Source organism: Rhodococcus sp. UFZ-B548 (assembly GCF_903819475.1).
Lineage (GTDB): Bacteria > Actinomycetota > Actinomycetes > Mycobacteriales > Mycobacteriaceae > Rhodococcus_F > Rhodococcus_F erythropolis.
The window spans coordinates 81,595-106,398 of record NZ_CAIJDS010000007.1 but is presented as its reverse complement, the minus strand read 5'-3'; the positions used below and the strand labels follow the sequence as shown (position 1 = coordinate 106,398).

Sequence of the window (24,804 nt, the reverse complement as noted above, 5' to 3'; positions counted from 1 at the left end):
CTACGCCCGGTGATTACTGCAACGGGGTTCGGGCGAGCCCGTCATCTGTACTGAACGGTAGTAAAAGTCGGAGTAGGCGAGGCGCTTTCGAAGGTGACGCGCTCGACGTTCCGTTCGGTGACGGGCATGGTTCCGTCGAGAGCAGCGATCACTGCCTCGGTCACAGCGGGAGTGACTTCGTCCACGGTGACGTCGCGACCGAGTTCATGCGACAGCGTCGTCACCCCGGCGTCACGGATGCCGCAGGGAATGATGTTGTCGAATCCGGTCAGGACCGAATTGCAGTTCAGGGAGAAGCCGTGCAGTGCCACGCCCCGTTGGACGCGCACGCCGATGGCAGAAACCTTGCGCTCGGGCTTCCATTGCCCGTTTGCGAGTTCGGCGGGCAGCCAGACGCCGGAGCGGCCGTCGATGCGCCCGCAGTTCAGCCCGAGGTCCGTGCACACCGTGATCAGTGCTTCCTCGATGCGTCGGACATACCGCACCACGTCGATGGGCTCGGCCAGTTTCACGATCGGATATCCGACCAGCTGGCCGGGGCCGTGCCAGGTGATCTTCCCGCCGCGGTCGACGTCGATGACAGGTGTGCCGTCGACGGGACGGTCTTCGGGTTCCGTGCGTCGTCCTGCCGTGTACACCGGCGGGTGTTCGAGGAGCAGTAGCGTGTCCGGTCCGATGTCGTCTGCCCGCGCTGCCGCGAGCTCACGCTGGCGGTCCCACGCGGCGTTGTAGTCGATCAAACCGAGTTGCTCGACGGCGATCGGCAGTTTCGAGAACCGGGCGGAAACGTCAGCGCTGCTCATGGACGTAGAGATTACGCCCGACTTCGGAATCATCCGAGTGCGGCCGCCAGCGCTTCCCCGATCGTGTTGTGGCGGAAGGAGAATCCCGCCTTTTCCAAGGCCGCGGGAATGGCGCGCTGGCCACCGAGGATGCCACTCTTGGCGAATTCTCCGATCAACGCTTCAAGTGCGAACCCGGGAACGATCCAGGGAGCCGGTCGGTGGACCGCACGGGACATGGCGTCATTGAACTGGGCGTTGGTGACCGGTGCCGGACCGGTCAGGTTGACGGGACCGGAGATTTCGGAATTCGTGAGCGCGAACTTGATCGCGTCGCACTCGTCCTCGAGTGAGATCCACGGAAAGTACTGGCGACCGTTGCCCAGTCGCCCACCGAGACCGAACGAATAAAGGCGCCGAAGCCGACCGAGCATGCCGCCGTGGGGTGAAATCACGACGCCCGAGCGCAGATTGACTACGCGGGCTCCCGCCTTGCGTGCGGGCTCGGTGGCAATTTCCCAATCGCGACACGTCGTGGCGAGAAAGTCGGTGCCCGCCGGCGAATCCTCGTCGACGATCTTGTCGCCGGTGTCGCCGTAGTAGCCGACGGCGCTCGCGTTGGCGAGTACGGGAACCTTCTGACTTGCGACAGCTTCGGCCAGGACATCGGTCGCGACGATGCGGCTGTCACGGATCGCCTGCTTGTAGGAACCCGACCACCGTTTGTCGCCGATGCCGACGCCGCAGAGGTTCACGACGGCGTCAGCGCCTTGCAGGACGGAGAGGTCCAGGCGGTCCTGGTCCGGGTCCCAACGCGATTCGTCGGGTCCAGCGGTCGAGCGTCGCACGAGACGTACGACGTCGTGGTTGTCGGAGCGCAACGATGACACCAAGGCCGTTCCGATCAAACCGGACGAGCCGGCGATGACTACTCGCATTCGGAAAGCCTCCTTCGATTCAGCCTGCTTCGATATCCGACCGTGTATATCCGACCGTACTGAAAAAGCCGGGGCGCCACCTCCTGATGGAGATGACGCCCCGGCCGGCCGAGCAGTTGCTTACAGGCCCAGATCAGCTTCGAACGAGGCTTCTTCCAACCGCTGCTTCACAGTGGTGAGGAATCGGCCGGCGTCGGCGCCGTCGACCAGACGGTGATCGTAGGTCAGCGGCAAGTAGATCATCGAGCGAACGCCGATGGACTCGTTGCCGTTCTCGTCGGTGACCACCATCGGGCGCTTGACGATCGCGCCGGTTCCGAGCATGGCCGCCTGCGGCGGTACCAGGATCGGGGTGTCGAACAGCGCGCCCTGGCTGCCGATGTTGGTGATGGTGAAGGTTCCACCCGAGAGCTCGTCCGGCTTCAGGCCACCCGAGCGTGCACGCTTCGCGATGTCGGCGATGGCGCGAGCCAAACCGGCAAGGCCGAGATCGCCGGCGTTGTGGATGACGGGGGAGAGCAAGCCCTGATCGGTGTCCACTGCGATGCCGAGGTGCTCAGCGTCGTAGTAGGTGATCTGCTTGGCAGCCTCGTCGTAGCTGGCGTTGATGTTCGGGTGCGACTTCAGCGCCTCGACGACTGCCTTGGCGAAGAACGGAAGGAACGTCAGGTTGACGCCTTCGCGCTCGATGAAGCCGGCCTTGGCGCGGGCCCGCAGGGCGACGATCTTGGTGACATCCACCTCGAAGGTCTGCGTGAGCTGAGCGGTGTTCTGCAGCGACTCACGCGTCTTGGTGGCCGTGATCTGCCGAATACGGTTGGCCTTCTGCGTGGTTCCGCGCAGGTGTGCCAGTTCCGGTCGGACGCCTGCGGCTGCGGTGGCGGCCGGTGCGGCCGCGGGTGCTGCAGCAGGAGCAGCGGCGGCGGGAGCCTTCTTGGCCTCCGCAGCGGCGAGCACATCCTGCTTGCGGATGCGGCCGCCGACGCCGGTGCCGGTGACGGTCGCGAGGTCGACGCCGTTGTCCGTGGCGAGCTTGCGCACGAGCGGGGTGACGTACGGGCTGCTGTCGCCGGAAGCTGCGGGTGCGGCCGCCGGTGCGGGAGCTGCAGCAGGCTTCGGAGCGGGTGCGGCTGGTGCGGCAGCAGGCTTGGGTGCCTCGGCCTTGGGTGCTTCGGCCTTCGGTGCTTCAGCCTTGGGTGCTTCAGCCTTGGGTGCCGGCGGAGCGGCCGGTGCTGCGGGAGCGTCCTTGGGTGCCGGAGCCGCGGCGGGTGCGCCGGATCCGACGACGGCCAGCTGGCCACCGATCTCGACGGTGTCGTCTTCCTGCGCATTGATCTCGAGCAGGATTCCGGCGACGGGGGACGGGATTTCGGTGTCGACCTTGTCGGTCGAGACTTCGAGCAGCGCCTCGTCGACGGCAACCTCGTCGCCGACGGCCTTGAGCCAGCGGGTGACGGTGCCTTCGGTGACGGACTCGCCGAGGGCGGGCATCGTCACGGCGGTGCCTTCAGCGGAACCGCCGGAAGCAGCGGGTGCCTCGGCAGCGGGAGTTTCTTCGGCGGGTTCCTCGGCAGCCGGGGCTTCCTCGGCGGGAGCTTCCTCTGCGGCGGGGGCGGGTGCCTCTGCCGCAGGTGCTGCGGCTTCGCCGGCTTCACCGATCTGGGCGAGCTCGCCACCGATTTCCACGGTGTCGTCTTCCTGCGCGACGATCTTGGTCAGGACGCCGGCGACGGGAGACGGAATCTCGGTGTCGACCTTGTCCGTGGAGACTTCGAGCAAGGGTTCGTCGACTTCGACCGTGTCTCCTTCCTGCTTGAGCCACCGTGTGACAGTTCCCTCGGTGACGCTCTCACCTAGGGCTGGCATCTGGACGGAGAAGGCCATGTCTTTTGACTCCTCGACAGTTGTGTTCGGGTTGTTGAATTTTGTCGACTTGTGGTCGTAATGCATTGTGCTCGAGTGGCGCGCGACGTGCGGCTACTTGTAGCTATTTTGCCGATGTCGACGCGCGGGCGCGGCGTCACCGTCGTTCATCTTTCCATTGATACGCCGGGCGTGTCCGATGAGGGGGATGCCGTCCGTTTCGGGTGTGTCGGCTACTGGCGAGTAGGTATGCGTTGGGGGTCCGGCTGTAACGGCGTAAGCGGACCAAACGGTATGTCGTGCGCAGGCACAACGGACATCGCCTGGCAAACTTGACATATCGCCGGGGTGCATCCGCGGCGTCGGTACCGAGGAGGGTACGACCGTGGGACTGTTCGATCGTTTCAAGCGTCCGCCGAGTGCGGCTCAGGCCGCAGCGCAGAGTGATGCGGATCATCTGGCGAATTGGGCGCACTCGCACGAAGGCGTCGAGGCATATGTGGAACCGCAGACGACGGTGACCGAGGTGACCGTTGTCCTCGTCGCGAAGGACGGGGAGTGGACTCGTCGTCGTGTCGGCGGCGAACGTGGTGCCCGCAAATTGGGACTAGACCTGAAGATTCCCGTCTATGACGTCCGAAAAACGGGATATCCGCAGCGTATGCGCGATCACGACGAGCGTAAGCGAATCGAACGCAAGCGGGCCCGAGAGCAGGAATTGCGCGACGGCGCCTGAACTGCTGTGCGCCTTTATTAACCGCGGGGGGTTAATAAAGGCGCACAGCAAGTGGTCAGCCGTTGACCGCAATGTCCTCCAGGACCGAGATCATCGTGCGAACCGGAACGCCGGTGCCGCCCTTGCCGGTGTAACCCCACGGCCCTGACGTGTTGTACGCAGGACCTGCGACGTCGATGTGCGCCCACTGGACACCCTCGGGAACGAATTCCTTGAGGTAGTGAGCGGCGACCAGCATGCCGCCCCAGCGGTGCGGGGTGACATTGGCCATGTCGGCGACCTTGGAGTCGAGATCTCCGCGCAGTTCCTCGGGCAGCGGCATGGCCCAACCGTTCTCGCCGACGCTCTGCGAGATGGAGGCGACGCGGTCACGGAACTCGTCCGTGCCCATGACGCCGGGGGTGCGGTTGCCGAGCGCCACCATCTGCGCACCGGTGAGGGTTGCGGTGTCGATCATGTAGTCGGGGTTGTCCTCACCCGCGCGAACCATAGCGTCGGCCAGGATCAAACGGCCCTCGGCGTCGGTGTTGACGACCTCGATGGTGATTCCGCCGTACTGGGTCAGCACGTCGCCGGGACGTTGGGCGGTCGCGGACGGCATGTTCTCGGCCATCGGGACGTATGCGACGACGTTGACGGGCAGACCGAGCTTGGCGGCAAGCACGACGGTGGAGATGACGGCTGCGGCGCCGCCCATGTCCGAGGTCATGTTCTCCATTCCGGCGGCAGGCTTGATGGAGATTCCGCCGGTGTCGAAGGTGATGCCCTTGCCCACCAGTGCGACCTTGCGGGCTCCACGCTTCTTCGACGCGTATTCGAGGCGAACGAGACGCGGCTGGCGTGACGAGCCCTTGCCGACGCCGATGATTCCGCCGTAGCCACCCTTCTCGAGTGCCTTCTCGTCGAGCACCTGGACGGTGAGCCCGGCCTCGACGCCCAGTGCCTTGGCGCGCGCGGCGAACTCGGCGGGGTAGAGGTGGCTCGGGGGAGTGTTGACGAACTCGCGTGCGGTGGCGACGGCCTCGGCGATCGCTACCGACCGTGCCAGCGTTGCCTTGGTCTCCTTGGTGCGCGGCGATGGCACCAGAAGTTCGACGCGGGCCAGTGGCTGCGAATCAGGACCGGGAGCCGTCATGGACGACTTGAATTCGGTGAAGCTGTACGCGCCCAACGCAAATCCCTCGGCGGCTGCGCCGAGATCGAGGATCGAGAGCGTGGTTGCGACGGTGTCGATGCCGGACAGTGAGCGCGCTGCAGCGCCCGCGGACTTGCGGATCTGCTCACTGTCGAGCTTGTCGGCGGAGCCGAGTCCGACGGCGAGGACGCTGGTGACCGACAGCGCGTTCGGTGCCGGGACGCGGGTGAGCTGCTCGGGCTTGCCGGTGGCGCCGACGGCGATGAGGCTGTCGAGGATCTCGGCGAGCACGTCTTCGGCGACGATGCCTTCGCTGAGTGCGATCTCGGGGCCGTCCGGACCCGACGTCAGACCGACGACCAATATCTCTGCGCGCTTGGCGACTGTGCCGGCGAGAACGAGGTCGGGTCCCAACGATCGGGCTGTGCGAGTGCTCAAGGTGTCTCCTGTGAGGTGAGTGTGCGATGCGTCCGGTTCTGGCGGATGCCTGACTCGATGTTAGGCCCTTTGCCGTTTGCGGACGGGCGATCGTCACGGCCGGGTGAGCTCTCGCTGCGGACATGTTTCGATCGGCGAAGTCCGATAGGTTGTGGGCCATGACCGACGAACAACTGTTGCAGGGCCCGATCCACCCCGTCCACGTCGAACTCGGCGCGACGTTCGCGCCGTTCGGGGGATGGCAGATGCCGGTTTCGTACGCCGGCGTCGTGGCCGAACACACCTCTGTGCGTGAGAATGTCGGACTCTTCGACGTCAGTCACCTCGGCAAGGCCGTCGTGCGTGGCGCGGGCGCCGCAGAATTCGTGAACTCCGCACTGACCAACGATCTGAACAAGATCGGGCCGGGTAAGGCTCAGTACACGTTGTGCTGCAACGAGTCCGGTGGTGTCATCGACGACCTCATCGCGTACTACGTCAGCGACGACGAGATCTTCCTCGTCCCGAACGCGGCCAATACCGCGGACGTCGTTGCGGCTCTGGTCGCCCTCGCACCGGACGGAATCACCGTCGAGGATCAGCATCGTGCCTACGGTGTGCTGGCTGTGCAGGGTCCGAAATCGGTGGCGGTTCTGACGGCGCTGGGACTTCCCACCGAGATCGAGTACATGGCGTACGAAGATGCGGAATGGAACGGCGTGCCTGTTCGTGTGTGCCGCAGCGGTTACACCGGCGAGGTCGGCTACGAACTCCTGCCGCGGTGGGAGGACAGCGAGCCGTTGTTCCGTGCGCTTCTCGAGGCAGTGCGCGCCGAGGGTGGGCAGGCCGCCGGACTCGGTGCTCGTGACACTCTTCGTACCGAGATGGGTTATCCGCTGCACGGGCATGAGCTTTCGCTCGAGATTTCTCCGCTCGAAGCGCGCTGCGGATGGGCGATCGGTTGGAAGAAGCCGACATTCTGGGGCAAAGAGACCTTGACCGACGAGAAGGCTGCCGGCCCGGCTCGCAAACTCTGGGGGATCAAGGCTCTCGATCGCGGCGTGCTTCGTGCCGGCCTCGGTGTTCTGCGTGACGGCGAGGCAATCGGCGAGACCACCTCGGGGACGTTTTCGCCTTCGCTCAAAGTGGGAATTGCGTTGGCGCTCCTCGATTCCGGTGCCAATGTCTCGGCCGGCGACGAGATCGAAGTCGACGTCCGTGGTCGTGCTCTTCGGTGCGTCGTGGTGTCTCCTCCGTTCGTGGAGACCAACACCAAGTAGAGAGCTTTTTCACGTTCGATAGGATTGCGCCCATGACAGGTGCCGCCGATTTCGTTCGTGTTCAGAGCTCGTCCCCGAAGTCCGACGCCGAGCGCCGTGACATTTTGGCGGCGCCCGGCTTCGGGCGGCACTTCACCGACCACATGGTCTCGATCGACTACACCGCGGGCAAGGGCTGGCACGACGCCCAGGTGTTGCCGTACGGAAACATCGAGCTCGATCCGGCCGCAATGGTTTTGCATTACGGACAGGCCATCTTCGAGGGCCTCAAGGCATACCGTCAGCCGGGTGGCGAGATCAGCTCGTTCCGCGTCGAGGCCAACGCCGAGCGTTTCGCAGCATCTGCGCGCCGTCTGGCCATGCCGGAGCTCCCGTCGCAGATGTTCATCGATTCCATCACCGAACTGATCGACGTCGATCTCGACTGGGTTCCCGCAGCCGGTGGCGAGGACGCGCTCTACCTCCGTCCGTTCATGTTCTCCACCGAAGCCGGACTCGGTGTCCGTCCCGCCGACGAGTACCGCTACCTGCTGATCGCCTCACCCGCCGGTGCGTACTTCCCGCGCGGCGTCAAGCCGGTCAGTGTGTGGCTGTCCACCGAATACGTTCGCGCGGCCCCCGGCGGTACCGGCGCGGCCAAGTTCGCCGGCAACTACGCCGCTTCGCTCCTCGCCCAGGCGCAAGCCGCCGACGAGGGTTGCGACCAGGTGGTCTGGCTCGACGCCATCGAGCGCACGTACGTCGAGGAAATGGGTGGAATGAACCTGTTCTTCGTCTTCGGCTCCGGCCCCGACGCTCGCCTCGTGACGCCGTCGCTGTCCGGTTCGTTGCTGCCAGGCATCACGCGCAACTCGCTGCTCGCCCTTGCCGCCGATTCCGGTTTCGCCGTCGAGGAGCGCAAGATCAGCACCGACGAATGGCGCACCAAGTGCAAGAGCGGTGAAATCACCGAGGTCTTCGCTTGCGGCACAGCAGCAGTCATCACCCCCGTCGGACGTGTCAAGTCCGCCGAGGGCGAGTTCACCATCGCCGACGGCGAGCCGGGTGAAGTGACGATGGCACTGCGCGACACCCTCACGGGCATTCAGCGCGGCACCTTCGCCGACACCCACGGCTGGATGACCAAGCTTCACTGATCGCTGGTTCGTTCCGCGAGCAACCGCTCGCGGAAGAACTGCAGAATCTCGTCTCGAGCGACGGTGGTGGGCGATCCCGCCTCGTCGACGAGATGAGCCGTCACCACGCTGTGTGGATTGGCAATTACGTGTTCGAAGAACGGTGACGTTGTCGCGTTGGCCGCTTCGTCGGGCAGTACCTTCCCGACGAAGCGCTCGCCCAGGGCCTTCGAGTAGGCCGCGAATCGCTGTGCGCGGCAGAACGGGTCACCTTGAAAGCGGTATGCAAGCACCGTGAGGTCGTCGGCTTCGAGTCTCGAGCGCACGGCTTCGAGTTCTTCGGGCCCGCTGTCGGTTTCGTCCGGTCGATCGAGCGGTAACGACGGTTGGGCGAGAACCGGCGCGATGACCGAGGGTTCGAGCATCATCGACAACGCGAAGTTGCCGGTGAAGCACATCCCGATCACGCCAACGCCAGGACCGCCGCACTCCTCGTGCGCCGAAGCGGCGAGTGCACGCAGCCAACGGACCGCCGGACTCGGTTCGTCGACAGCGAGGGCGCGGAACTCCGCACTGACGCAGGCTCTCTTGAACACCGTCAGCCCCTCGTCCACTGTGGGGACCGCTCCGGCGCGCCCGAACAGAGACGGAACGAAGACAGTGAAACCGGCGTCGCGCACCCAGCGGGCAAATCGCGCTACATGCGGGCTGATGCCCGGCATCTCCGGCATGACGATAACTGCGGGACCGGCGCCGGCCACGTACACGGACTTCGCCACTGCGTCGATGGTGATCGTTCGACGGTCGAAGTCTTCGAGCGGATCGTCTTCGGTCATGCTCCGGTTCGGCACGGTGAGCCCTCTCAGTAGTCGAAACAATTCCTCTGCACAGTCTTTCGGCGGCGGGATCAACTACAGAAGAGGGCGGTTCGCCACGTTTTCGGGCTGGCTCGCCACACGCCTTATCCGGTGCCGCCGTTGCGGAATCGCTTTCGGTAGTCGGCCGGGCTGATGCCGACGCGGTCGGTGAACAGGCGACGGAAGGTTCCGGGATCCTGATAACCGATGTGCCCCAAGATCTTTCCGATAGACCAGTCGGTCGATTCCAACAACCGTTTCGCTTTTCGGATCCGTGCCCGCTGCAGGTAACTGCGCGGCGATTCCCCGGTCTCGTCCTTGAACTTCCGAAGCATGGTTCGGGTGCTGAGGTGAAAAGCATCGGACAGCAGATCCAAGTCGTAAGGCTCCGCCATCCGTTCGACCAGCCAACTTCCGACGTCGTCGGCGAACTGTGTGTGTTTGACGGGCAGCATCGAGTCGACGATGTACGGAGATTGACTGGTTCGGTTTTCGGGCGCCAGAGTAATTCTTGCAGTCGTTCGAGCAATCTTGTCGCCGAGATGCTCGCGCACGAGTGCTGTTGCGAGGTCGAGCGCGGCAGTGAACGCCGCAGTGGTGGTGACGCCGTCGTCCTGGACGATCAACGAGTCGGTTCGAACCGTCGCACCGGGGTAACGACTCGCGAGGTCCGCACCGTACAGCCACGACGTCGTACATCGGCGTCCGTCGAGCAGTCCCGCCTCGCCCAGCAGATACGCGCCGACGCAGACCGACGACACCCGAACGCCGCGAGCCTCGCACGCACGGATGAACTCGATTTCTCTGTCCCACAGCGACAAACGCGTCGTAGGGTCTTCGGACGGCACGAGGTCGAACCCCGGCACAACCAGGTGATCGATGTCGTGATGCCCCTCCTGCACCCCGAGCGAAAATCCACCTGCCGCAACTACGGGCGTGCCCGACGCTGCGATGACCGATACCTCGAAGGGGTCGGCGGATGCTCCATCAGCGACCCGATTCGCGATCAGGAGAAGGTCGGTGAAAACGAAGATCTCGGCCGCCAGGCAACCTTCGTACGCAAGGACACCTACTCGCACGACGTCGGATCACAGTCCGAGAGTGAGTCCGACGGCCGTCAGCGTCACAGTGAGTTCGAGTGCGAATCCGAGAACGTCTCCGTTGAGTCCGCCGAATCTACGGACGCAGTGACGCACGCACAGCACACTTGTCATCAGCGCCGACGCGGTCACGAGAGGGCCGAGCCACCACCGGTCGGTGGCAAAGCCGGAAGCGGCGATCAGCGGAACCGACCACACGATTGCGGCCCACAGCGGTTGTGAATCGGCGACGAGCGCACCGAATCCGCTCGGGCTCGACGCGAGAACACCTCGGCGGCAGGCAAAAACGACGGCCACACGACCCGCAGCGACAGATACGAGAACGGCGATCCACTGCGTGGGGGAGTCGGCAACAGCGAGGACGCCGAAGGAGACCGATTGCAGCCCAAGGAAGATGAACAGTGCCGCGACCCCGAACGGTCCGGCACCGCCGCTGTGCATGACCTCGCGGGCGCGCTCCGGTGGACCGTAACAACCCAGTCCGTCGACGGAGTCTGCCAGTCCGTCCACGTGCATCCCGCGTGTCCCGAGAGCGAGCGCACCGACCGTCAGCAAGCCTGCGAGATAGGGATTCAGGCCGATACTGGTTGTGCCCCAGAGCAGAAACGTCGCGGCAATGCCGAGAGCGATCCCGGTGAGCGGAGCTGCCGCGATGGCGCGACGACCGGCAGTTCGGTCGATGTCGGAGGGACCACGAACCGGAAGGACCGTCAGCCACGAAAAGGCCAGAGGCACTCCGGACAGCGGGCCCGCCATGCTCACTCCGCCGTATCGGTCTTGGTCAGGTCGATCGACTCGGGTTCGTCGGCAGGTGCGCTGCCCTGAGTGCTGACACCGGCTTCGGAGAATGTCGCCATCTTGCCCAGGATTGCCACTGCGCCCTGAAGAATCGGGAGCGCTGTGACTGCACCTGAACCTTCACCGAGACGCATGTCGAACTCGACGATCGGGTCGAGACCCATGCGGGTCAATGCGATGGTGTGGGCGGGTTCGGTGGAGCGGTGTCCGGCGACCCACCATTCACGTGCACCGAAAGCCAGTTCGTCGGCAACCATGGCGGCTGCGGTGACCACTACGCCGTCGAGGATCACCGGCGTACGACGCGAAGCTGCCTGGGCCAGAAAGCCGGCCATCGCGGCGAGGTCGGCACCCGAAGACGTGCGCAGCAGCGCGACTGTGTCGCGAACGTGCGGACGGGCGCGACGGAGAGCGTCGCGAATCGCTGCGGTCTTGCGGATCCACCCGGCGTCGTCGATACCGGTACCTCGACCCACGACCGCGACGGGTTCACTGTCCGTCAGGGCTGCGATGAGAACAGTTGCGGGCGTCGTGTTGCCGATGCCCATGTCACCGGCGATGAGAAGATCTGCGCCCCCGTCGATTTCCTCGTCCGCGATCGCTCGGCCGGCGGCGATGGCCTGAAGGGTTTCCTCGTTCGACATGGCGTCTTCGCGGTCGATGGACCCGGAAGACCTGCGCACCTTGTGGTTCGAGACGGACGGATCGGTATCGCCGTCCACTGCGATGTCGACGACGCGTACCGTGGCGCCGGCAACCTCGGCGAGGACGTTGACTGCCGCGCCGCCCCCGAGGAAGTTGGCGACCATCTGTGCGGTCACTTCCGGCGGATAGGCGGAGACGCCGTTGCGGGCGATTCCGTGATCACCCGCGAAGACGACGACGCGAGGCCGAGCGAAAGCGTGTGGGGGACAAACTCCTTGGCAGGCTGATGCCCAGCCGGCGAGAGCCTCCAGTCGGCCCAGCGAACCGGCCGGCTTGGTCAGATCACGCTGACGCGCGTCGGCCTGCGCTCGCACGACGAGGTCGGGCGGGGTGACGGGTTCGAAGTCGGCGCTACTGACTGGCGCGACGTCAGGGTTGGATTCTGGGTTGGCAACTGGATTCGCCCCTGGAGTGGCCCCTGAATTGGCGTCGGTACTCACATCGTGCCTTCCGGTTGTGCAGCAGTATCTTTCAAGATGAGCGGTAACCCTGCAACCACTAGTACGACACGATCGCACACCGCGGCGATACGAGCGTTGAGAGTGCCGATCTCGTCGCGGAACAATCGTCCCGACCGCGTCTCGGGGATGACGGCCAAACCCACTTCGGGGCTGACCAGCACCAGGTGTCCGCGATAGTTCTCGACACTGGCGACCAGGCTGTCCGCAGCGGGGGTGACGGTGCCGCGCGGAGCGTCCCAGGCGCCTTGCCGATCGAGTTCAGTGGTCAGCCACGTTCCCAGATCGTCGACCAACGTCGCTGTGTGTGAATCGCTTTCGAGCTGCGCCGCGAGGTCACCGGCAGCTGCGGTTTCGACAGTCGACCAATGAGAAGGCCGTCTGTTGCGGTGCTGGTCGATCCGGCTTTCCCAGTCTGCGTCGGTGACATCACGTCTGGCTGTCGCCAGGTACCGGATCGGTGCCGAACTTTCGGGTAAGTGGCCTGCACAAACCAAATCCTCGGCGTGCGCGGACTTACCAGACCGCGCGCCGCCGAGGACCAAAGTTCTATACGTGTTCGTCACGCTCAGATTGCGTCGCCCGGTCCCACACGAGGCTTCGGTGCGCGCAGCTTACGGATCTGCGACGCGCGAACGAACGCGTACCAGCCGAGCTTGAACCCGCCGTCGGTGCTGTCGGGGAAGCGCTCGGCGACGCGGTTGTTGATCATGCGACCGAGCCAGATGCCTTCACCGACCATGAAGAGCATCATCACGAGCATTGCCAGCGTGACGATCTGCTGGAGCGCGGGCGTGACGAACATCGTCATGATGAGGATCAATGCGAGCGGCATGAACAGCCCGACGAGGTTGCGGCGAGCGTCGATGAAATCACGGACGTAGGCGCGAACCGGTCCCTTGTCGCGGGGGAGCAGGTACTTGTCCTCGCCGGCGAGCATGCGGGCGCGGCGGTCTGCCGACGATGCGCGACGCTCGGCGGCTTCGGCCTTGCGGTCCTCCTTGGAGCCGCGGGTCGACTTACGGCGGGCGCGGGCTTCCTTCGCGGTCAGCGGGGCAGGGGCAACGGGGCCACGCCTCTTCGCCTCGGCGTCACGACGCTTGGGTGTGGGGCGGCCCTTGCCCACCTGCTCGATGGGCGCCTCTTCGGAGGCCGAGGATGCCTCAGTGCCCTCGACGTCACGTTTGTCGGAGTTGTCTGAGTCACCGCGGCGTAGCAATTTCACACCTCCAGGCTATTGGATAAGTGCACGGTCTGGGAAACCGACCTCGGTCTTTCTGAAAAACCCGATCGCCCGAGGCACTGAAACGCGCGAGATCGTGAAACATCGGGGTCATTCGGGACTCTTAGACTTCCGCTATGCGGGTAATAGTTGCTCCAGATTCGTTTGGTGAGACGTTGACGGCCGTCGAGGCGGCTGAGTCCATTTCTGCCGGTTGGCGACGTGGCCGACCCGAAGACGACGTCGTCACCGCGCCACAATCCGACGGTGGTCCGGGTTTCGTCGACGTCTTGGCCACGGCTGGGGGCGACATCCGGACCGCACGGGTGCCTGGGCCACTGACCGTGGGCGTCGACGCCGCGTGGCTGTTGGATTCGGACACGGCGTACATCGAGTCCGCCGAGGCTGTCGGGCTCGGTCTGCTCGGAGGTCCGCCGACACGGGACAGCGCACTCGCCGCGCACAGTCGCGGTGTCGGAGAACTGATCGCAGTCGCGCTCGAGGCAGGCGTGAAGACGATTGTCGTCGGACTCGGTGGGAGTTGCTGCACCGACGGGGGACGAGGGCTGGTGGAGGCGCTGGGCGGCTTGGAGGCTGCAAGGGCGGCTACGGCGGGCATTGCGTTGGTCGCGGCCACCGACGTCGAACACGTACTTCTCGGCGAGCACGGTGCGGCAGCGGTGTTCGGCCCGCAAAAGGGCGCCGACGCCGATGCCGTCTCTGTCCTCGAAGCGAGAAACGCGAGATGGGCCGAACAGTTGGAGTCCGCCACCGGAAAACGAGTGTCGGATTTTCCGGGTGCCGGCGCCGCAGGTGGTATCGGTGCTGCGCTGTTCGCCCTCGGTGCAGAGCGGCGATCGGGGGCCGACGTCGTTGCCGATCGCACCGGCCAGGCGGCGCTATTGGCTTCCGCTGACCTGGTGATCACGGGTGAAGGCAAGTTCGACCACCAATCTCTGCGCGGCAAACTCGTCACGACGCTTGCTTCGGCCGGGGCGGCACACGGAGTTCCGACGCTCGTCTTTGCCGGTCAGGTGACGCTCGACGCGGCGGACTATTCGTCAACCTCGATAGTCGCGACAAAATCGGTGACGGAGTTCGCCGGGTCGGTGGAACGTGCGATGGAGGAAGCGTCGGCGTGTCTCGAGGGACTCGCCGAACACACGGCACGGGAGTGGAAGATCTGGCGCGGCGCCCGGAGCTGAGGATCCACAAGCGTCGACGCGCCGTTGCCGTGTCGGGAAGACCGGATAGGATGAAGACGAATCGCACCCGGTAAGGACTGGCGGGAATAAGTCGGCAGCGGCGTACCGTTGAAGCGTTCACGGGTTGGTACGAACATTAGGGAGAGCCCATGACTGTGCAGAACGAGACCGCCACCCACGGCGTCAAGATGACCGAGGCCGCATCCGCCAAGGCGAAGGCACTCTTCGATCAGGAGGGTCGCGACGACCTCGCGCTGCGTATCGCAGTGCAGCCCGGCGGCTGTGCCGGACTGAAGTACCAGCTGTTCTTCGACGACCGCACGCTCGACGGTGACCTCACTGTCGACTTCAACGGCGTCAACCTGGTTGTCGACCGGATGAGCGCGCCGTACGTCGAAGGTGCGTCCATCGACTTCCTCGACACCATCGAGCAGCAGGGCTTCTCGATCGACAACCCCAATGCAACAGGCTCCTGCGCCTGCGGTGACTCGTTCAACTGAGTCTGTCGATCACAACTCAATTCACAAACACCTGACGCGGAACCGACATTCGGTTTCGCGTCAGTTGTTTGTGGTGACTCGCCTGCAGACCGTTCCGATCTGACGGCTCGGGCGCCGATGACGGCGCTACGGGCGGTAACGTGAACTTTTGCTCCTCTTTCATTCTTGTACTCACTTCGCTGAAAGGCCACGATCCGTGACTATTGCGGTAACCGGTTCCATCGCCACCGACCACTTGATGCGCTTCCCCGGCCGCTTCGCCGATCAGCTCCTCGCCGATCAGCTCGCCCACGTTTCGCTGAGTTTCCTGGTGGACGATCTCGTGATTCGCCGCGGTGGTGTCGGCGGCAACATCGCTTACGCCATGGGCGTGCTCGGTGGGTCCCCGCTACTCGTCGGCGCAGTCGGTGCCGACTTCGCCGAGTACCGCACGTGGCTCGAGGACAACGGCGTCGACTGCAGTGCGGTCCGTATCTCGGACAAGGCACATACGGCGCGTTTCGTGTGCACCACCGACGAGGACATGGCGCAGATCGCGTCGTTCTACCCCGGTGCGATGAGCGAGGCCCGCGAGATCGAACTCGCGGCAGTGGCCAAGACTGCGGGCGCAGTCGAGCTGGTGCTGATCGGCGCCAACGACCCCGAGGCCATGGTTCGCCATACCGACGAATGCCGTCTGCTCGGAATCCCGTTCGCAGCGGATCCGTCGCAGCAGCTTGCTCGCCTGTCCGGTGACGAGGCCAAGGCGCTCATCCACGGTGCGAAGTACTTGTTCACCAACGAGTACGAGTGGGGTCTGCTTCAGCAGAAGACTGGTCTGAGCGAGGAAGAGATCCGCGCGCAGGTCGGCATTCGTGTCACCACCCTCGGCTCCAAGGGTGTGGAAATTGTTGACGCCGAAGGTAATTGGGTGCGCGTCGACGTAGTGCCCGAGACCGGCAAGGTGGATCCGACGGGCGTTGGCGACGGTTTCCGCGCCGGGTTCCTGCTCGCACACGGCGCTGGCCTGAGCTTCGAGCGCGCCGCACAGCTGGGATCTTTGGTCGCTGTGCTGATCCTCGAGACCGTGGGAACGCAGGAGTGGGTGTTCAATCGCGACGAGGCTCTCAAGCGCCTTACCGACGCTTATGGAAGTGCGGCAGCGGACGAGATCGCGACGATCCTGCCGAAGTAGGACTCCGCCCCGTGAGTGGTTGAGGAGTCCGGAGACTCCCTGACCACTCACGGGGCCGAAGGCCTAGATGTTGACCGGGTACACCGGTTCCTGGATCTGCGGCACGATGCGCTTCTCCACGAAGATCCCGTGCCAGACCATGAACGTCAGCACGGTCCACAGGCGTCGGCTGTGGTCGGACACGCCCTCGCGGTGATCGTTGAGCATCTTCACGACGGCCTGCTTGTCGAAGATGTGGTCGGTACCCGACTCCTCGATCTGCAGATGTGCCCAGTCGAAGAGTTCGGTGCCGCGCAGCCAATGGCGCAGGGGAACCGGGAATCCGAGCTTCGCACGGTGCAGAACATGGTGCGGCACAATGCCTTCCAGGGCCTGACGCAGTGCGTACTTGGTTGTGTCCTTCGTAATCTTCTGATCGAGCGGCACGCGTGACGCTACGTCGAAGACCTCGGGATCGAGGAACGGCACACGCAGTTCCAGCGAGTTGGCCATCGTCATCTTGTCGGCCTTGACGAGGATGTCGCCGCGCAGCCAGGTGAACAGGTCGAGATGCTGCATCCGGGCAACCGGATCCCAGTCCCGTGACTGCGCGTAGATCGGCGCGGTGACGTCCTGGTGAGTCCACTCGGGGCGGAAATCGCGAAGGACGGCGCGGAGTTGAGCGTCGTTGAAGCTACGAGCATTGCCGTAGTAGCGCTCCTCGAGGGTCAACGAACCGCGATTGAGCAGACTCTTGCCGCGAGTACCGTCCGGGATGCGTTCGGACAACTTGCCCGCAGCCCGACGCAATCCCTTGGGGAGGTACTCGAAAGGCTTGAGCGACAACGGTTCACGGTAGATCGTGTAGCCGCCGAACAGCTCGTCGGCACCCTCGCCGGACAGCACCACCTTGACGTGCTTGCGGGCTTCCTTGGCGATGAACCACAGCGGAATCAATGCCGGATCGGCTACCGGGTCGTCGAGGTACCAGACGATCTCGGGAATGGCAGCGGCGAACTCGGCGGGGGAGACCACCTTGACAACGTGCTTCGCGCCGATCGCCGCGGCAGATTCTGCAGCGACGTCGACCTCGGAATAGCCCTCACGTTCGAAACCGGTCGTGAAGGTGATCAGGTTGGGGTTGTGGCGCATCGCCAGCGCCGCGATCGCCGTGGAGTCGATACCACCGGACAGGAACGAACCGACGGTGACGTCGGCGCGCATGTGCTTGGCGACCGAATCCTCGAGTGCCTCGGCGATTTCCTGGTAGCGCGCCTTCTCGGTGCCAGGTGCAAAAGGCTTGGCCGGGAACTTCGGCGTGAAGTACCGCGTGAACGTGGGTTCCTCGCCCGGACGCACCCGAGCGAAGCTGCCCGACTCCAGGCGTCGGATCTCCTTGTGCAGTGTTTCCGGCTCCGGTACGTACTGCAGAACGGTGTAGTGCTCGATGGCGCGCGGATCCAGCTCGGTACCGATGCCGATCAGATCGGTGAGTTCGAGCAGGCTCTTCTTCTCACTGCCGAACGCGGTGCCGCCGGCGCCGGTAGCAATGAACAGCGGCTTGATCCCGAACGGATCGCGCGCGATGAACAGCTCGCGTGTGTCGGTGTCCCAGATCGCGAACGCGAACATTCCGCGTAGGCGCCGGACCGCATCCTCACCCCAGTAGTGGAATGCAGCGACGATGGCCTCGGAGTCGCCCTCGGTGAAGAACTTGGCGTCGTGGTCCTTGACCAGTTCGGCGCGGATCTCCAGGTAGTTGTAGATCTCGCCGTTGAACGTGAGCGCATAACGCTCCGGGTTCTCCGGTGGGCCCCAACGCAGCGGCTGGTGGGAATGAGCGATGTCGATGATCGCCAGGCGGTTGAACCCGAAGACGAGGTGGTCGTCGTTCCACGTCCCGTGTTCGTCCGGCCCGCGGTGACGAAGGCAATGCATCGCCTGGTCGACCCGCGAGACGGCGTCCTCGCTGGTTCCGCCAGATGTCAGTAGCCCGAGCAGTCCACACACAGCGTCCGGTTCCTCGATTCAGAATTTTTGTAGAGAAGGCTCCCGGACACGAGTGTCGGGGAGAGGTCAACGAACTCTTGTCGAAAGTATGCCGCAGATCGACGTCCCTGCCGATCGCGGCGGAACGAATCGACGTGATGTGCGTCGCCGAAACGACCTGAGCCGTTCCTGAGCAGCACCTGAGAGAGCTGTGTGACGTCCGCCGCGACACGGGCGAGGACCCGAGGATGGATAGCGCCCGGCTTTGGTCTACGCTGCGTAGTAATTGGGCCTTCCCTCCGGGCATGCCCTAGTTGAATTTTGTGGCGATCAGGAAGGCGTGAACGTGGCGCAAGGTCGGATCCTTCGGCGAGCGGGGCTGGCAGTATCTCTGGGCATTGCTGCCTTGCTGCTGTCGGGTTGCTCCATCGACAACGAAGTGCTTCGTTTCGGGTGGCCTTCGGGCATCACCCCGGAGGCGACGCGCATGCGTGAGCTGTGGACGTGGTCGGTTGTAGCCGCCCTCGTCATGGGTGTGCTGGTGTGGGGGCTGGTCTTCTGGGCCGTCATCTTCCACCGCAAGAAGAAGGACTCGCCGGAATTCCCGCGTCAGACGGCATACAACGTGCCTCTCGAACTCGGTTACACGGCAGTTCCCTTCGTCATCATCGCGGTTCTCTTCTACTTCACCGTCATCGTCCAGAACCATGTTCTGGACAAGACGGACAACCCTGACGTCGTCGTAGACGTCACGGCATTCCAGTGGAACTGGAAGTTCGGCTACCGCTCCATCGAGTTCGGCGACGGCAGTGCCAAGTACAACGGCATCGACGTCGAAGCCGAAGAGGCTGCCAAGGCCGAGGGCTCCACTGTCAACGATCACGGCGAAGAAGTTCCCGGCCCGATCCACGGCAACAGCACCGAGGACCTGAGCTACCTGCACTACGACAAGATCGAGACTGTCGGCTCCAGCCAGGAGATCCCGATCCTCGTTCTGCCCACCGGCAAGCGGATCCAGTTCGAACTCGCTTCCTCGGACGTCATCCACGCTTTCTGGGTGCCTGAGTTCCTGTTCAAGCGCGACGTTCTCCCGAACCCCAAGGAGAACCACTCGGACAACATCTTCCAGATCAGTGAGATCGAGAAGGAAGGCGCGTTCGTCGGGCGTTGTGCAGAAATGTGTGGCACGTTCCACGCGATGATGAACTTCGAGGTTCGTGCGGTTTCGCCCGAGGACTTCGCCAAGTACATCGAACTGCGCAAGGGTGACGCGGAGGGCAAGGGTGGTCTGACGACCGCCGAGGCCCTGCAGGCAATCGGTCAGTCGCCGGTGGCTACGTCGACCACGCCGTTCAACACCGACCGCGAGTACCGTCAGGCAACCGTCGCCACTGCAGGCAACTGAGCCGGCCAGCCTCTTCACTGAACAAGGACAAGTGCTGATATGAAGATCGAAGCCAAGCTCTTCGAGATCCTGACGATGTTCTTCATTCTCGTCGCGATCATCTACGGAGTGTTCACCGCTCTGTCACGCACAGGTATCGAGTGGGCCGGACTGACGGCCATCGTCCTGTCTGCAGGTCTGACGCTCATCGTGGGTACCTACTTCCGCTTCGTTGCCCGTCGTCTGGACACCCGTCCCGAGGACTACGACGACGCAGAAATCTCGGATGGTGCAGGAGAACTGGGCTTCTTCAGCCCGGGTAGCTTCTGGCCGATCCTGCTTGCCGCCGCAGCTGCACTCGCGGCAGTGTCGCTGGCGTACTTCCAGCCGTGGCTCATCGCAGTCGCAGTTGTCTGTGTGCTCGCCGCAGCTGCAGGCCTGGTGTTCGAGTACTACACCGGACCCGAGAAGCACTAGTTTCACCCGCACTCCAACAGAGGCGCCGCACCCACCCGGGTACGGCGCCTCTGTTGTCGTATCTACGAGTTGCGGTACGAGGGTGCCGATTACCCAACCGCTCTTTGTCAATCGTGGAGCGAGTATTCGAGGTCGTAGCGGTGCAGACCGTCGACGATCTCTAGCTCGAGAGTGCCTGAGATGCCCTTCAGCTCGCCGGTTCCGGACCCCGGCACGATCTCGTACAGAAGCTTCTGCGTTCCGTTGATCATCTGACCGAACTGCTGCAGTGCGAACGATCCCACAGCTTCGTCGACCTGCCCGGTGACAAACTCCAAAGCGACGTAGCCCGCTTCACCGGTTGTCGGATCGCCGGCAGACAGCATGAGTCCGGTCGATGTGCCCTCGACGCCGCCGATGAACGTCTTGTCGAACTCGAAGCGCCCGACGCGTCCGGAGAGCTCAGGATCGGCGGGGCGGAGATCGATCTCGAAGGTGCCGCGTGCATGGGATGTCATGGTCCGAGTATCTCACCAGGCGGCAACGCCTCGAGGGGACTACCGAGAACGTGCAACACTCCGTAGATGATCCTCGAACATGCCGTCCTGCAGGTCGATCCGTCGCAGTCAGCGCGATTCGAGGCCGCGTTCGATGTGGCCCGAACCGTCATCTCCGAGGTCCCCGGATTCATCAGGCTGCGACTCTCGCACTGCCTGGAATCGCCGGAGCGGTATCTCTTGCTCGTCGAGTGGGAAGACGTGGAGTCACACACCATCGGGTTCCGTCAGTCCACGGGATACGAGAAGTGGCGAGAACTTCTCCACCACTTCTACGAGCCGTTCCCGACGGTGGAGCACTATTCAACTGTGCTCGAGGTCTAGCAAGGCGTCGTGCTCGCTGTTGTCGGCGCTCAGACGTCGAACCGGGGGAGTGGTGACCCACTGGAGGTTGTCATGCTGAATTGCTCAGAGAACGAGTGAGGCCCCGAACCGGAATCCGGTTCGGGGCCTCACTCGTCAACTGTCGTTCTTAGTGGAGTTCTCCACTGGAACCATCGGACTTGCCGTTGGTTCGGTTCTGGTAGTCCAGAAGGATCTGAAGCTGCTCGTGCTCAGCTTCGTGATGAGCGGCTTCGAGAGCCTCGCTCTCCTCGACTGGGTCAGCGGTGATGAGGCTACCGCTACCGGGCTTGCCGGCGAGGCCGAGCTTGTTCATCTTCTTCGGGACAGCGGCACCCTGGTACTCGAGCGGGATCGGGTGTCCGTGCTCGTCGACGGGGCCGAGCGGCTGGTGGATCTCGATGTACTGACCGTTCGGCATCCGCTTGATGATGCCGGTCTCGATGCCGTGTTCGAGGACTGCACGGTCACTGCGCTGCAGGCCGATGCAGAACCGGTACGTCACGAAGTACGCGATGGGCGGAAGGATGACCATGCCGATACGGCCGATCCACGTCATTGCGTTCAGCGAGATGTGCAGGTGGTACGCGATGATGTCGTTGATGCAGGAGATCGTGAGCACCAGGTAGAACGCGATGGACATCGCACCGATAGCGGTACGGACCGGCACGTCGCGCGGGCGCTGCAGGATGTTGTGGTGAGCGTCGTCTCCGGTGAGACGCTTCTCGATCCACGGGTACGCGATCAACAGTGCGAAGACGAGGCCCATGATCAGGGCGACGGCGAACACAGCGGGGATCGTGTAGCGGCCGAACAGGTAGATCTCCCACGCCGGCCACAGTCGAGCAAGGCCGTCCGTCCACATCATGTAGATATCGGGCTGGGAACCTGCCGAGACCTGTGACGGGTTGTACGGACCGATGTTCCACACGGGGTTGATCTGGAACAGACCACCGAGCAGTGCGAGCACGCCGAAGGTCATGGCGAAGAACGCGCCACCCTTCATTGCGAAGACCGGGAGGATGCGGACGCCGACTACGTTCTGTTCCGTACGGCCGGGGCCGGGGAACTGCGTGTGCTTCTGGTACCAGACCAACGCGAGGTGGCCGGCGATCAGAGCCAGGATGATGCCCGGGAACAGCAGCACGTGAGCGACGTAGAGACGCGGGATGATGAGGTCGCCGGGGAAGTCGCCGTCGAAGATCAGCCAGTGCATCCAGGTACCGACGATCGGGATACTCATCGTGATACCACCGAAGGCGGCGCGGAGGCCGGTGCCCGAGAGCAAGTCGTCGGGGATGGTGTAACCGAAGAAGCCTTCGAACATCGCCAGGATGAGCAGCAGGCAGCCGATGACCCAGTTCGCTTCACGCGGACGACGGAATGCGCCGGTGAAGAAGATGCGAGCGAGGTGAACGATGATCGACGCCGCGAACATCAGTGCAGCCCAGTGGTGAATCTGGCGAACGAAGAGACCGCCGCGCACCTCGAAGGAGATGTTCAGGGTCGTCTCGTAGGCGCGAGACATCGTGACACCGCGCAGCGGCTGGTATGCGCCCTGGTAGACGACGTGTGCCATCGACGGATCGAAGAACAGTGTCAGGAACACACCGGAGATCAGCAGGATCACGAAGCTGTAGAGCGCGATCTCGCCGAGCATGAAGGACCAGTGCGTCGGGAAGACCTTGTTGATCTGCCGGCGCATGCCTGCGGCGAGGTGGTAGCGGGAGTCCATAGCCTCCGCTTGTCCAGCCGCTGCCGCGCTGATCTTGGACGGTTTGGTTGTTGTTGTGGTCACGGTCGACGCTCCCAAAATGCCGGGCCGAGTGCTTCGATGAAGTCACCGTCGGCGACCAGGAAGCCCTCTTCGTTCACTGTAATAGGCAACTGCGGAAGTGCGCGAGCAGCGGGACCGAAGATCGGCTTGCCGTAGGTCAGTGCGTCGAACTGCGACTGGTGGCAGGGGCACAGAATACGGTTGCTCTGCTGTTCGTAGAGCGAGGTGGGGCAACCCAGGTGGGTGCAGATCTTCGAGTACGCGAAGTAATCGCCGTAGTTGAAGCTCTCCTGGCCCTTGCGCTTGGTGACACGCGCGGTGTCTTCCGTGCGGAGGCGGATGAGCATCACCGAGTTACGAATGCCGCGCAGTGCTGCGAGCAGAGCGTGCTCGTCGCCACGGTCGGACTCGCGGAACGGGAAGACCGTTTCCATCGAACCGGCATCGAGATCTTCCGGGCGAACGAGGACGATGTCCTCGGGACGGCCGGTGTCACGACGCAGGTAGATGGTCTCGCCCGGGTAGTTCGGGGTCCAGCCGGACACCCACAGGGGTGAGTCGTCGCCCTTGGCCCACGGGTTCTTGATGAGTCCACCGAGAGGCATGACCATCATGACGCCGAGAGCGCCACCGCCGAACATCAAGCTGCGCTTGATGGCCTTGCGGCGGGGGAGGGTGGACGTATCGAGGGTGTCGCCGAGCTCGGCGACGATCGTGCGACGATCGACCTCGGTGGATCCACCGTCGTGGCGGTCCTGGATCGAGACCTCTTCGGGGATGAACTTCTTGGTGAACTGAACGGCACCGATGCCGACGCCGAGGATCGCCAGACCCATGGTCAAGCCGATCAGCGGGGTGTACAGGCTGTACTTGCCGTAGTTCTCGTCACCGGCACCTGCATACTCCCAGGGCCAGAACAGGTAGATCGCGATGAATGCGATCGCCGAAACGCCGGCGAGGCCGAACCAGAAGGCGACGTTGCGCTCGGCGCGCTTTTCCGCCCTGGTGCCCTTTACCGACCAACGATCACGGCGGTAGACGACATCGACGCCATCGAGATTGGTACCCAGCTTGACCAGGTCGTCGCGTGACATCGCGTCGAGCTCTTCATCTGTGTACTTCTTAGGCGTATCGCCGCCATGCTGGCCAGCGTCGCTCATGACCTTGCTCCGATCCACAATGCTGCACCGACGACAGCGATGATTCCGACGGCCCACATGGCGAGACCCTCAGAGGCCGGACCGAGGCCACCGAGCCCGTACCCACCGGGGTCCTTCGACTCGCCCGACGACTTGACGTAGGCGATGATGTCCTTCTTCTCCTCGATCGTCAGCTGACGATCCGAGAACTTCGGCATGTTCTGGGGGCCGGTAACCATGGCAGCGTAGATCTGCTGCTCGCTGGCCGGATCCAGGACCGGGGCGTACTTGCCCGAGGACAGTGCGCCACCGCGGCCGGTGAAGTTGTGGCACGACGCGCAGTTGAGCCGGAAGAGCTCACTGCCGCGTCCGATGTCGCCACCGCGCAGCGAGGACTGGGCGATTTCGCCGTTCTCGTCGCGGATGAGCGTCGGGCCGCCGCCGTTGGCCTGGATGAAAGCGCCGAGGGCGTCGGTCTGCGCAGCATCGAACTTGGGGTCCTTGCGTGCAGCCTGGGCCTCGTTGCGAGCTGCGGGCATACGACCAGAGGAGACCTGGAAGTACACGGCTGCTTCGCCGACGCCGATGAGGCTGGGACCGCGGTCCTGCACGCCCTGCAAGTTCGCGCCGTGGCACGTGATGCATGACGTGTCGTAGAGCTGCTTGCCTTCACGAATCAGGGCTGCTGAATCGTCGCTGGCGGTCGCAACCTGCGGAGCTGGTGTCAACGCCGAAGCGAGGAAACCTGCGCTGATCAATCCCATCATCAATACGAGCGCGCCGGTAACGCGCCGGCGGATTTTCCGCTGGCGACGCGACTTCGCGGCATTCGCTGAGTTATCGGATGCGGGAGGGGGGGATGAACTCATCTGTATCCCTTTGGTATGTCGGGACGG

At 63.8% G+C, this 24,804-nt stretch carries 24 protein-coding genes; 9 read left to right on the top strand and 15 right to left on the bottom strand.

Annotated features, from left to right (window positions below; all coding sequences use genetic code 11):
* Window positions 1-41: 41 nt before the first annotated feature.
* The 3 genes from lipB to sucB form a co-directional block, all read right to left on the bottom strand.
* Window positions 42-803, bottom strand: a complete 762-nt coding sequence (lipB, locus tag H7C86_RS09425; RefSeq protein WP_182261449.1) for a lipoyl(octanoyl) transferase LipB — start codon at window positions 801-803, stop codon at window positions 42-44.
* A 29-nt stretch (window positions 804-832) separates the two neighbouring features.
* Window positions 833-1,720: a TIGR01777 family oxidoreductase gene (locus tag H7C86_RS09420; protein WP_019748921.1), complete on the bottom strand. Its 888-nt coding sequence runs from the start codon at window positions 1,718-1,720 to the stop codon at window positions 833-835.
* A 120-nt stretch (window positions 1,721-1,840) separates the two neighbouring features.
* Window positions 1,841-3,604 (bottom strand): 2-oxoglutarate dehydrogenase, E2 component, dihydrolipoamide succinyltransferase, encoded by a 1,764-nt coding sequence (sucB, locus tag H7C86_RS09415; protein ID WP_182261448.1) that lies wholly within the window; start codon window positions 3,602-3,604, stop codon window positions 1,841-1,843.
* A 364-nt stretch (window positions 3,605-3,968) separates the two neighbouring features.
* Here sucB and H7C86_RS09410 point away from each other — a divergent pair, with 364 nt between their 5' ends.
* Entirely contained in the window at window positions 3,969-4,319 is a 351-nt protein-coding gene (locus H7C86_RS09410) for an oxidoreductase (protein WP_182261447.1), read from the top strand.
* Between the two features lie 55 nt (window positions 4,320-4,374).
* On the opposite strand, the gene H7C86_RS09405 is transcribed toward H7C86_RS09410, so the two are convergent.
* Window positions 4,375-5,892, bottom strand: a complete 1,518-nt coding sequence (locus H7C86_RS09405; RefSeq protein ID WP_060938895.1) for a leucyl aminopeptidase — start codon at window positions 5,890-5,892, stop codon at window positions 4,375-4,377.
* A 158-nt stretch (window positions 5,893-6,050) separates the two neighbouring features.
* Between H7C86_RS09405 and gcvT the strand changes: the two genes are divergently transcribed.
* Window positions 6,051-7,151 (top strand): glycine cleavage system aminomethyltransferase GcvT, encoded by a 1,101-nt coding sequence (gcvT, locus tag H7C86_RS09400; RefSeq protein WP_003941726.1) that lies wholly within the window; start codon window positions 6,051-6,053, stop codon window positions 7,149-7,151.
* A gap of 32 nt (window positions 7,152-7,183) precedes the next feature.
* Window positions 7,184-8,287, top strand: coding sequence for a branched-chain amino acid aminotransferase (locus H7C86_RS09395; RefSeq protein ID WP_003941766.1), 1,104 nt, complete (start codon window positions 7,184-7,186; stop codon window positions 8,285-8,287).
* Here the strand turns inward: H7C86_RS09395 and H7C86_RS09390 are convergent.
* The 6 genes from H7C86_RS09390 to H7C86_RS09365 all read right to left on the bottom strand — a co-directional run bounded on the left by H7C86_RS09390 (window position 8,281) and on the right by H7C86_RS09365 (window position 13,409).
* Complete coding sequence (locus tag H7C86_RS09390; RefSeq protein WP_081098373.1) at window positions 8,281-9,102, bottom strand: dienelactone hydrolase family protein; 822 nt, start codon at window positions 9,100-9,102, stop codon at window positions 8,281-8,283. The genes H7C86_RS09395 and H7C86_RS09390 overlap by 7 nt on opposite strands.
* A 125-nt stretch (window positions 9,103-9,227) precedes the next feature.
* A complete protein-coding gene (locus H7C86_RS09385; protein ID WP_060938897.1) occupies window positions 9,228-10,202 on the bottom strand; it encodes a GlxA family transcriptional regulator in 975 nt (324 codons plus the stop codon).
* Between the two features lie 9 nt (window positions 10,203-10,211).
* Window positions 10,212-10,979 (bottom strand): adenosylcobinamide-GDP ribazoletransferase, encoded by a 768-nt coding sequence (locus H7C86_RS09380; protein WP_081098374.1) that lies wholly within the window; start codon window positions 10,977-10,979, stop codon window positions 10,212-10,214.
* Window positions 10,980-10,981: 2 nt separating this feature from the next.
* Complete coding sequence (gene cobT / locus H7C86_RS09375; RefSeq protein WP_232816931.1) at window positions 10,982-12,040, bottom strand: nicotinate-nucleotide--dimethylbenzimidazole phosphoribosyltransferase; 1,059 nt, start codon at window positions 12,038-12,040, stop codon at window positions 10,982-10,984.
* Between the two features lie 122 nt (window positions 12,041-12,162).
* Entirely contained in the window at window positions 12,163-12,750 is a 588-nt protein-coding gene (gene cobU / locus H7C86_RS09370; RefSeq protein WP_060938899.1) for a bifunctional adenosylcobinamide kinase/adenosylcobinamide-phosphate guanylyltransferase, read from the bottom strand.
* A 2-nt stretch (window positions 12,751-12,752) separates the two neighbouring features.
* Window positions 12,753-13,409, bottom strand: a complete 657-nt coding sequence (locus H7C86_RS09365) for a DUF3043 domain-containing protein (RefSeq protein ID WP_182261445.1) — start codon at window positions 13,407-13,409, stop codon at window positions 12,753-12,755.
* A gap of 134 nt (window positions 13,410-13,543) precedes the next feature.
* On the opposite strand from H7C86_RS09365, the gene H7C86_RS09360 reads away from it, so the two are divergent.
* The 3 genes from H7C86_RS09360 (at window position 13,544) to H7C86_RS09350 (ending at window position 16,285) form a co-directional block, all read left to right on the top strand.
* On the top strand, window positions 13,544-14,611 hold the full coding sequence (locus H7C86_RS09360; RefSeq protein ID WP_182261444.1) for a glycerate kinase: 1,068 nt from the start codon (window positions 13,544-13,546) through the stop codon (window positions 14,609-14,611).
* A gap of 149 nt (window positions 14,612-14,760) precedes the next feature.
* Window positions 14,761-15,111, top strand: a complete 351-nt coding sequence (locus tag H7C86_RS09355) for an iron-sulfur cluster assembly accessory protein (protein ID WP_007730053.1) — start codon at window positions 14,761-14,763, stop codon at window positions 15,109-15,111.
* A 196-nt stretch (window positions 15,112-15,307) separates the two neighbouring features.
* Window positions 15,308-16,285: a carbohydrate kinase family protein gene (locus tag H7C86_RS09350; protein WP_003941700.1), complete on the top strand. Its 978-nt coding sequence runs from the start codon at window positions 15,308-15,310 to the stop codon at window positions 16,283-16,285.
* A gap of 63 nt (window positions 16,286-16,348) precedes the next feature.
* On the opposite strand, the gene asnB is transcribed toward H7C86_RS09350, so the two are convergent.
* Window positions 16,349-18,274 (bottom strand): asparagine synthase (glutamine-hydrolyzing), encoded by a 1,926-nt coding sequence (gene asnB, locus H7C86_RS09345; RefSeq protein WP_019748911.1) that lies wholly within the window; start codon window positions 18,272-18,274, stop codon window positions 16,349-16,351.
* Between the two features lie 319 nt (window positions 18,275-18,593).
* Between asnB and H7C86_RS09340 the strand changes: the two genes are divergently transcribed.
* Both H7C86_RS09340 and H7C86_RS09335 read left to right on the top strand, forming a co-directional pair.
* On the top strand, window positions 18,594-19,658 hold the full coding sequence (locus tag H7C86_RS09340; RefSeq protein WP_019748910.1) for a cytochrome c oxidase subunit II: 1,065 nt from the start codon (window positions 18,594-18,596) through the stop codon (window positions 19,656-19,658).
* Between the two features lie 39 nt (window positions 19,659-19,697).
* Complete coding sequence (locus tag H7C86_RS09335) at window positions 19,698-20,114, top strand: cytochrome c oxidase subunit 4 (protein WP_003941723.1); 417 nt, start codon at window positions 19,698-19,700, stop codon at window positions 20,112-20,114.
* Window positions 20,115-20,221: 107 nt separating this feature from the next.
* On the opposite strand, the gene H7C86_RS09330 is transcribed toward H7C86_RS09335, so the two are convergent.
* Window positions 20,222-20,611: a DUF3224 domain-containing protein gene (locus tag H7C86_RS09330; RefSeq protein ID WP_020908106.1), complete on the bottom strand. Its 390-nt coding sequence runs from the start codon at window positions 20,609-20,611 to the stop codon at window positions 20,222-20,224.
* Window positions 20,612-20,677: 66 nt separating this feature from the next.
* Here H7C86_RS09330 and H7C86_RS09325 point away from each other — a divergent pair, with 66 nt between their 5' ends.
* A complete protein-coding gene (locus H7C86_RS09325; protein ID WP_182261443.1) occupies window positions 20,678-20,974 on the top strand; it encodes an antibiotic biosynthesis monooxygenase in 297 nt (98 codons plus the stop codon).
* Window positions 20,975-21,122: 148 nt separating this feature from the next.
* Here the strand turns inward: H7C86_RS09325 and H7C86_RS09320 are convergent, their stop codons facing one another.
* From H7C86_RS09320 to H7C86_RS09310, 3 genes are read right to left on the bottom strand one after another with little or no spacing between them, the layout of a single operon-like run.
* Window positions 21,123-22,727: a cytochrome bc complex cytochrome b subunit gene (locus H7C86_RS09320; RefSeq protein WP_044480654.1), complete on the bottom strand. Its 1,605-nt coding sequence runs from the start codon at window positions 22,725-22,727 to the stop codon at window positions 21,123-21,125.
* 59 nt (window positions 22,728-22,786) lie between these two features.
* Window positions 22,787-23,929 carry a ubiquinol-cytochrome c reductase iron-sulfur subunit gene (locus H7C86_RS09315; protein WP_020908103.1) on the bottom strand — a complete coding sequence of 381 codons (1,143 nt, stop codon included), beginning with the start codon at window positions 23,927-23,929 and terminating at the stop codon, window positions 22,787-22,789.
* Window positions 23,926-24,777 carry a cytochrome c gene (locus tag H7C86_RS09310; RefSeq protein ID WP_020908102.1) on the bottom strand — a complete coding sequence of 284 codons (852 nt, stop codon included), beginning with the start codon at window positions 24,775-24,777 and terminating at the stop codon, window positions 23,926-23,928. Before H7C86_RS09310 ends, H7C86_RS09315 begins: the two co-directional genes overlap by 4 nt.
* Window positions 24,778-24,804: the final 27 nt, after the last annotated feature.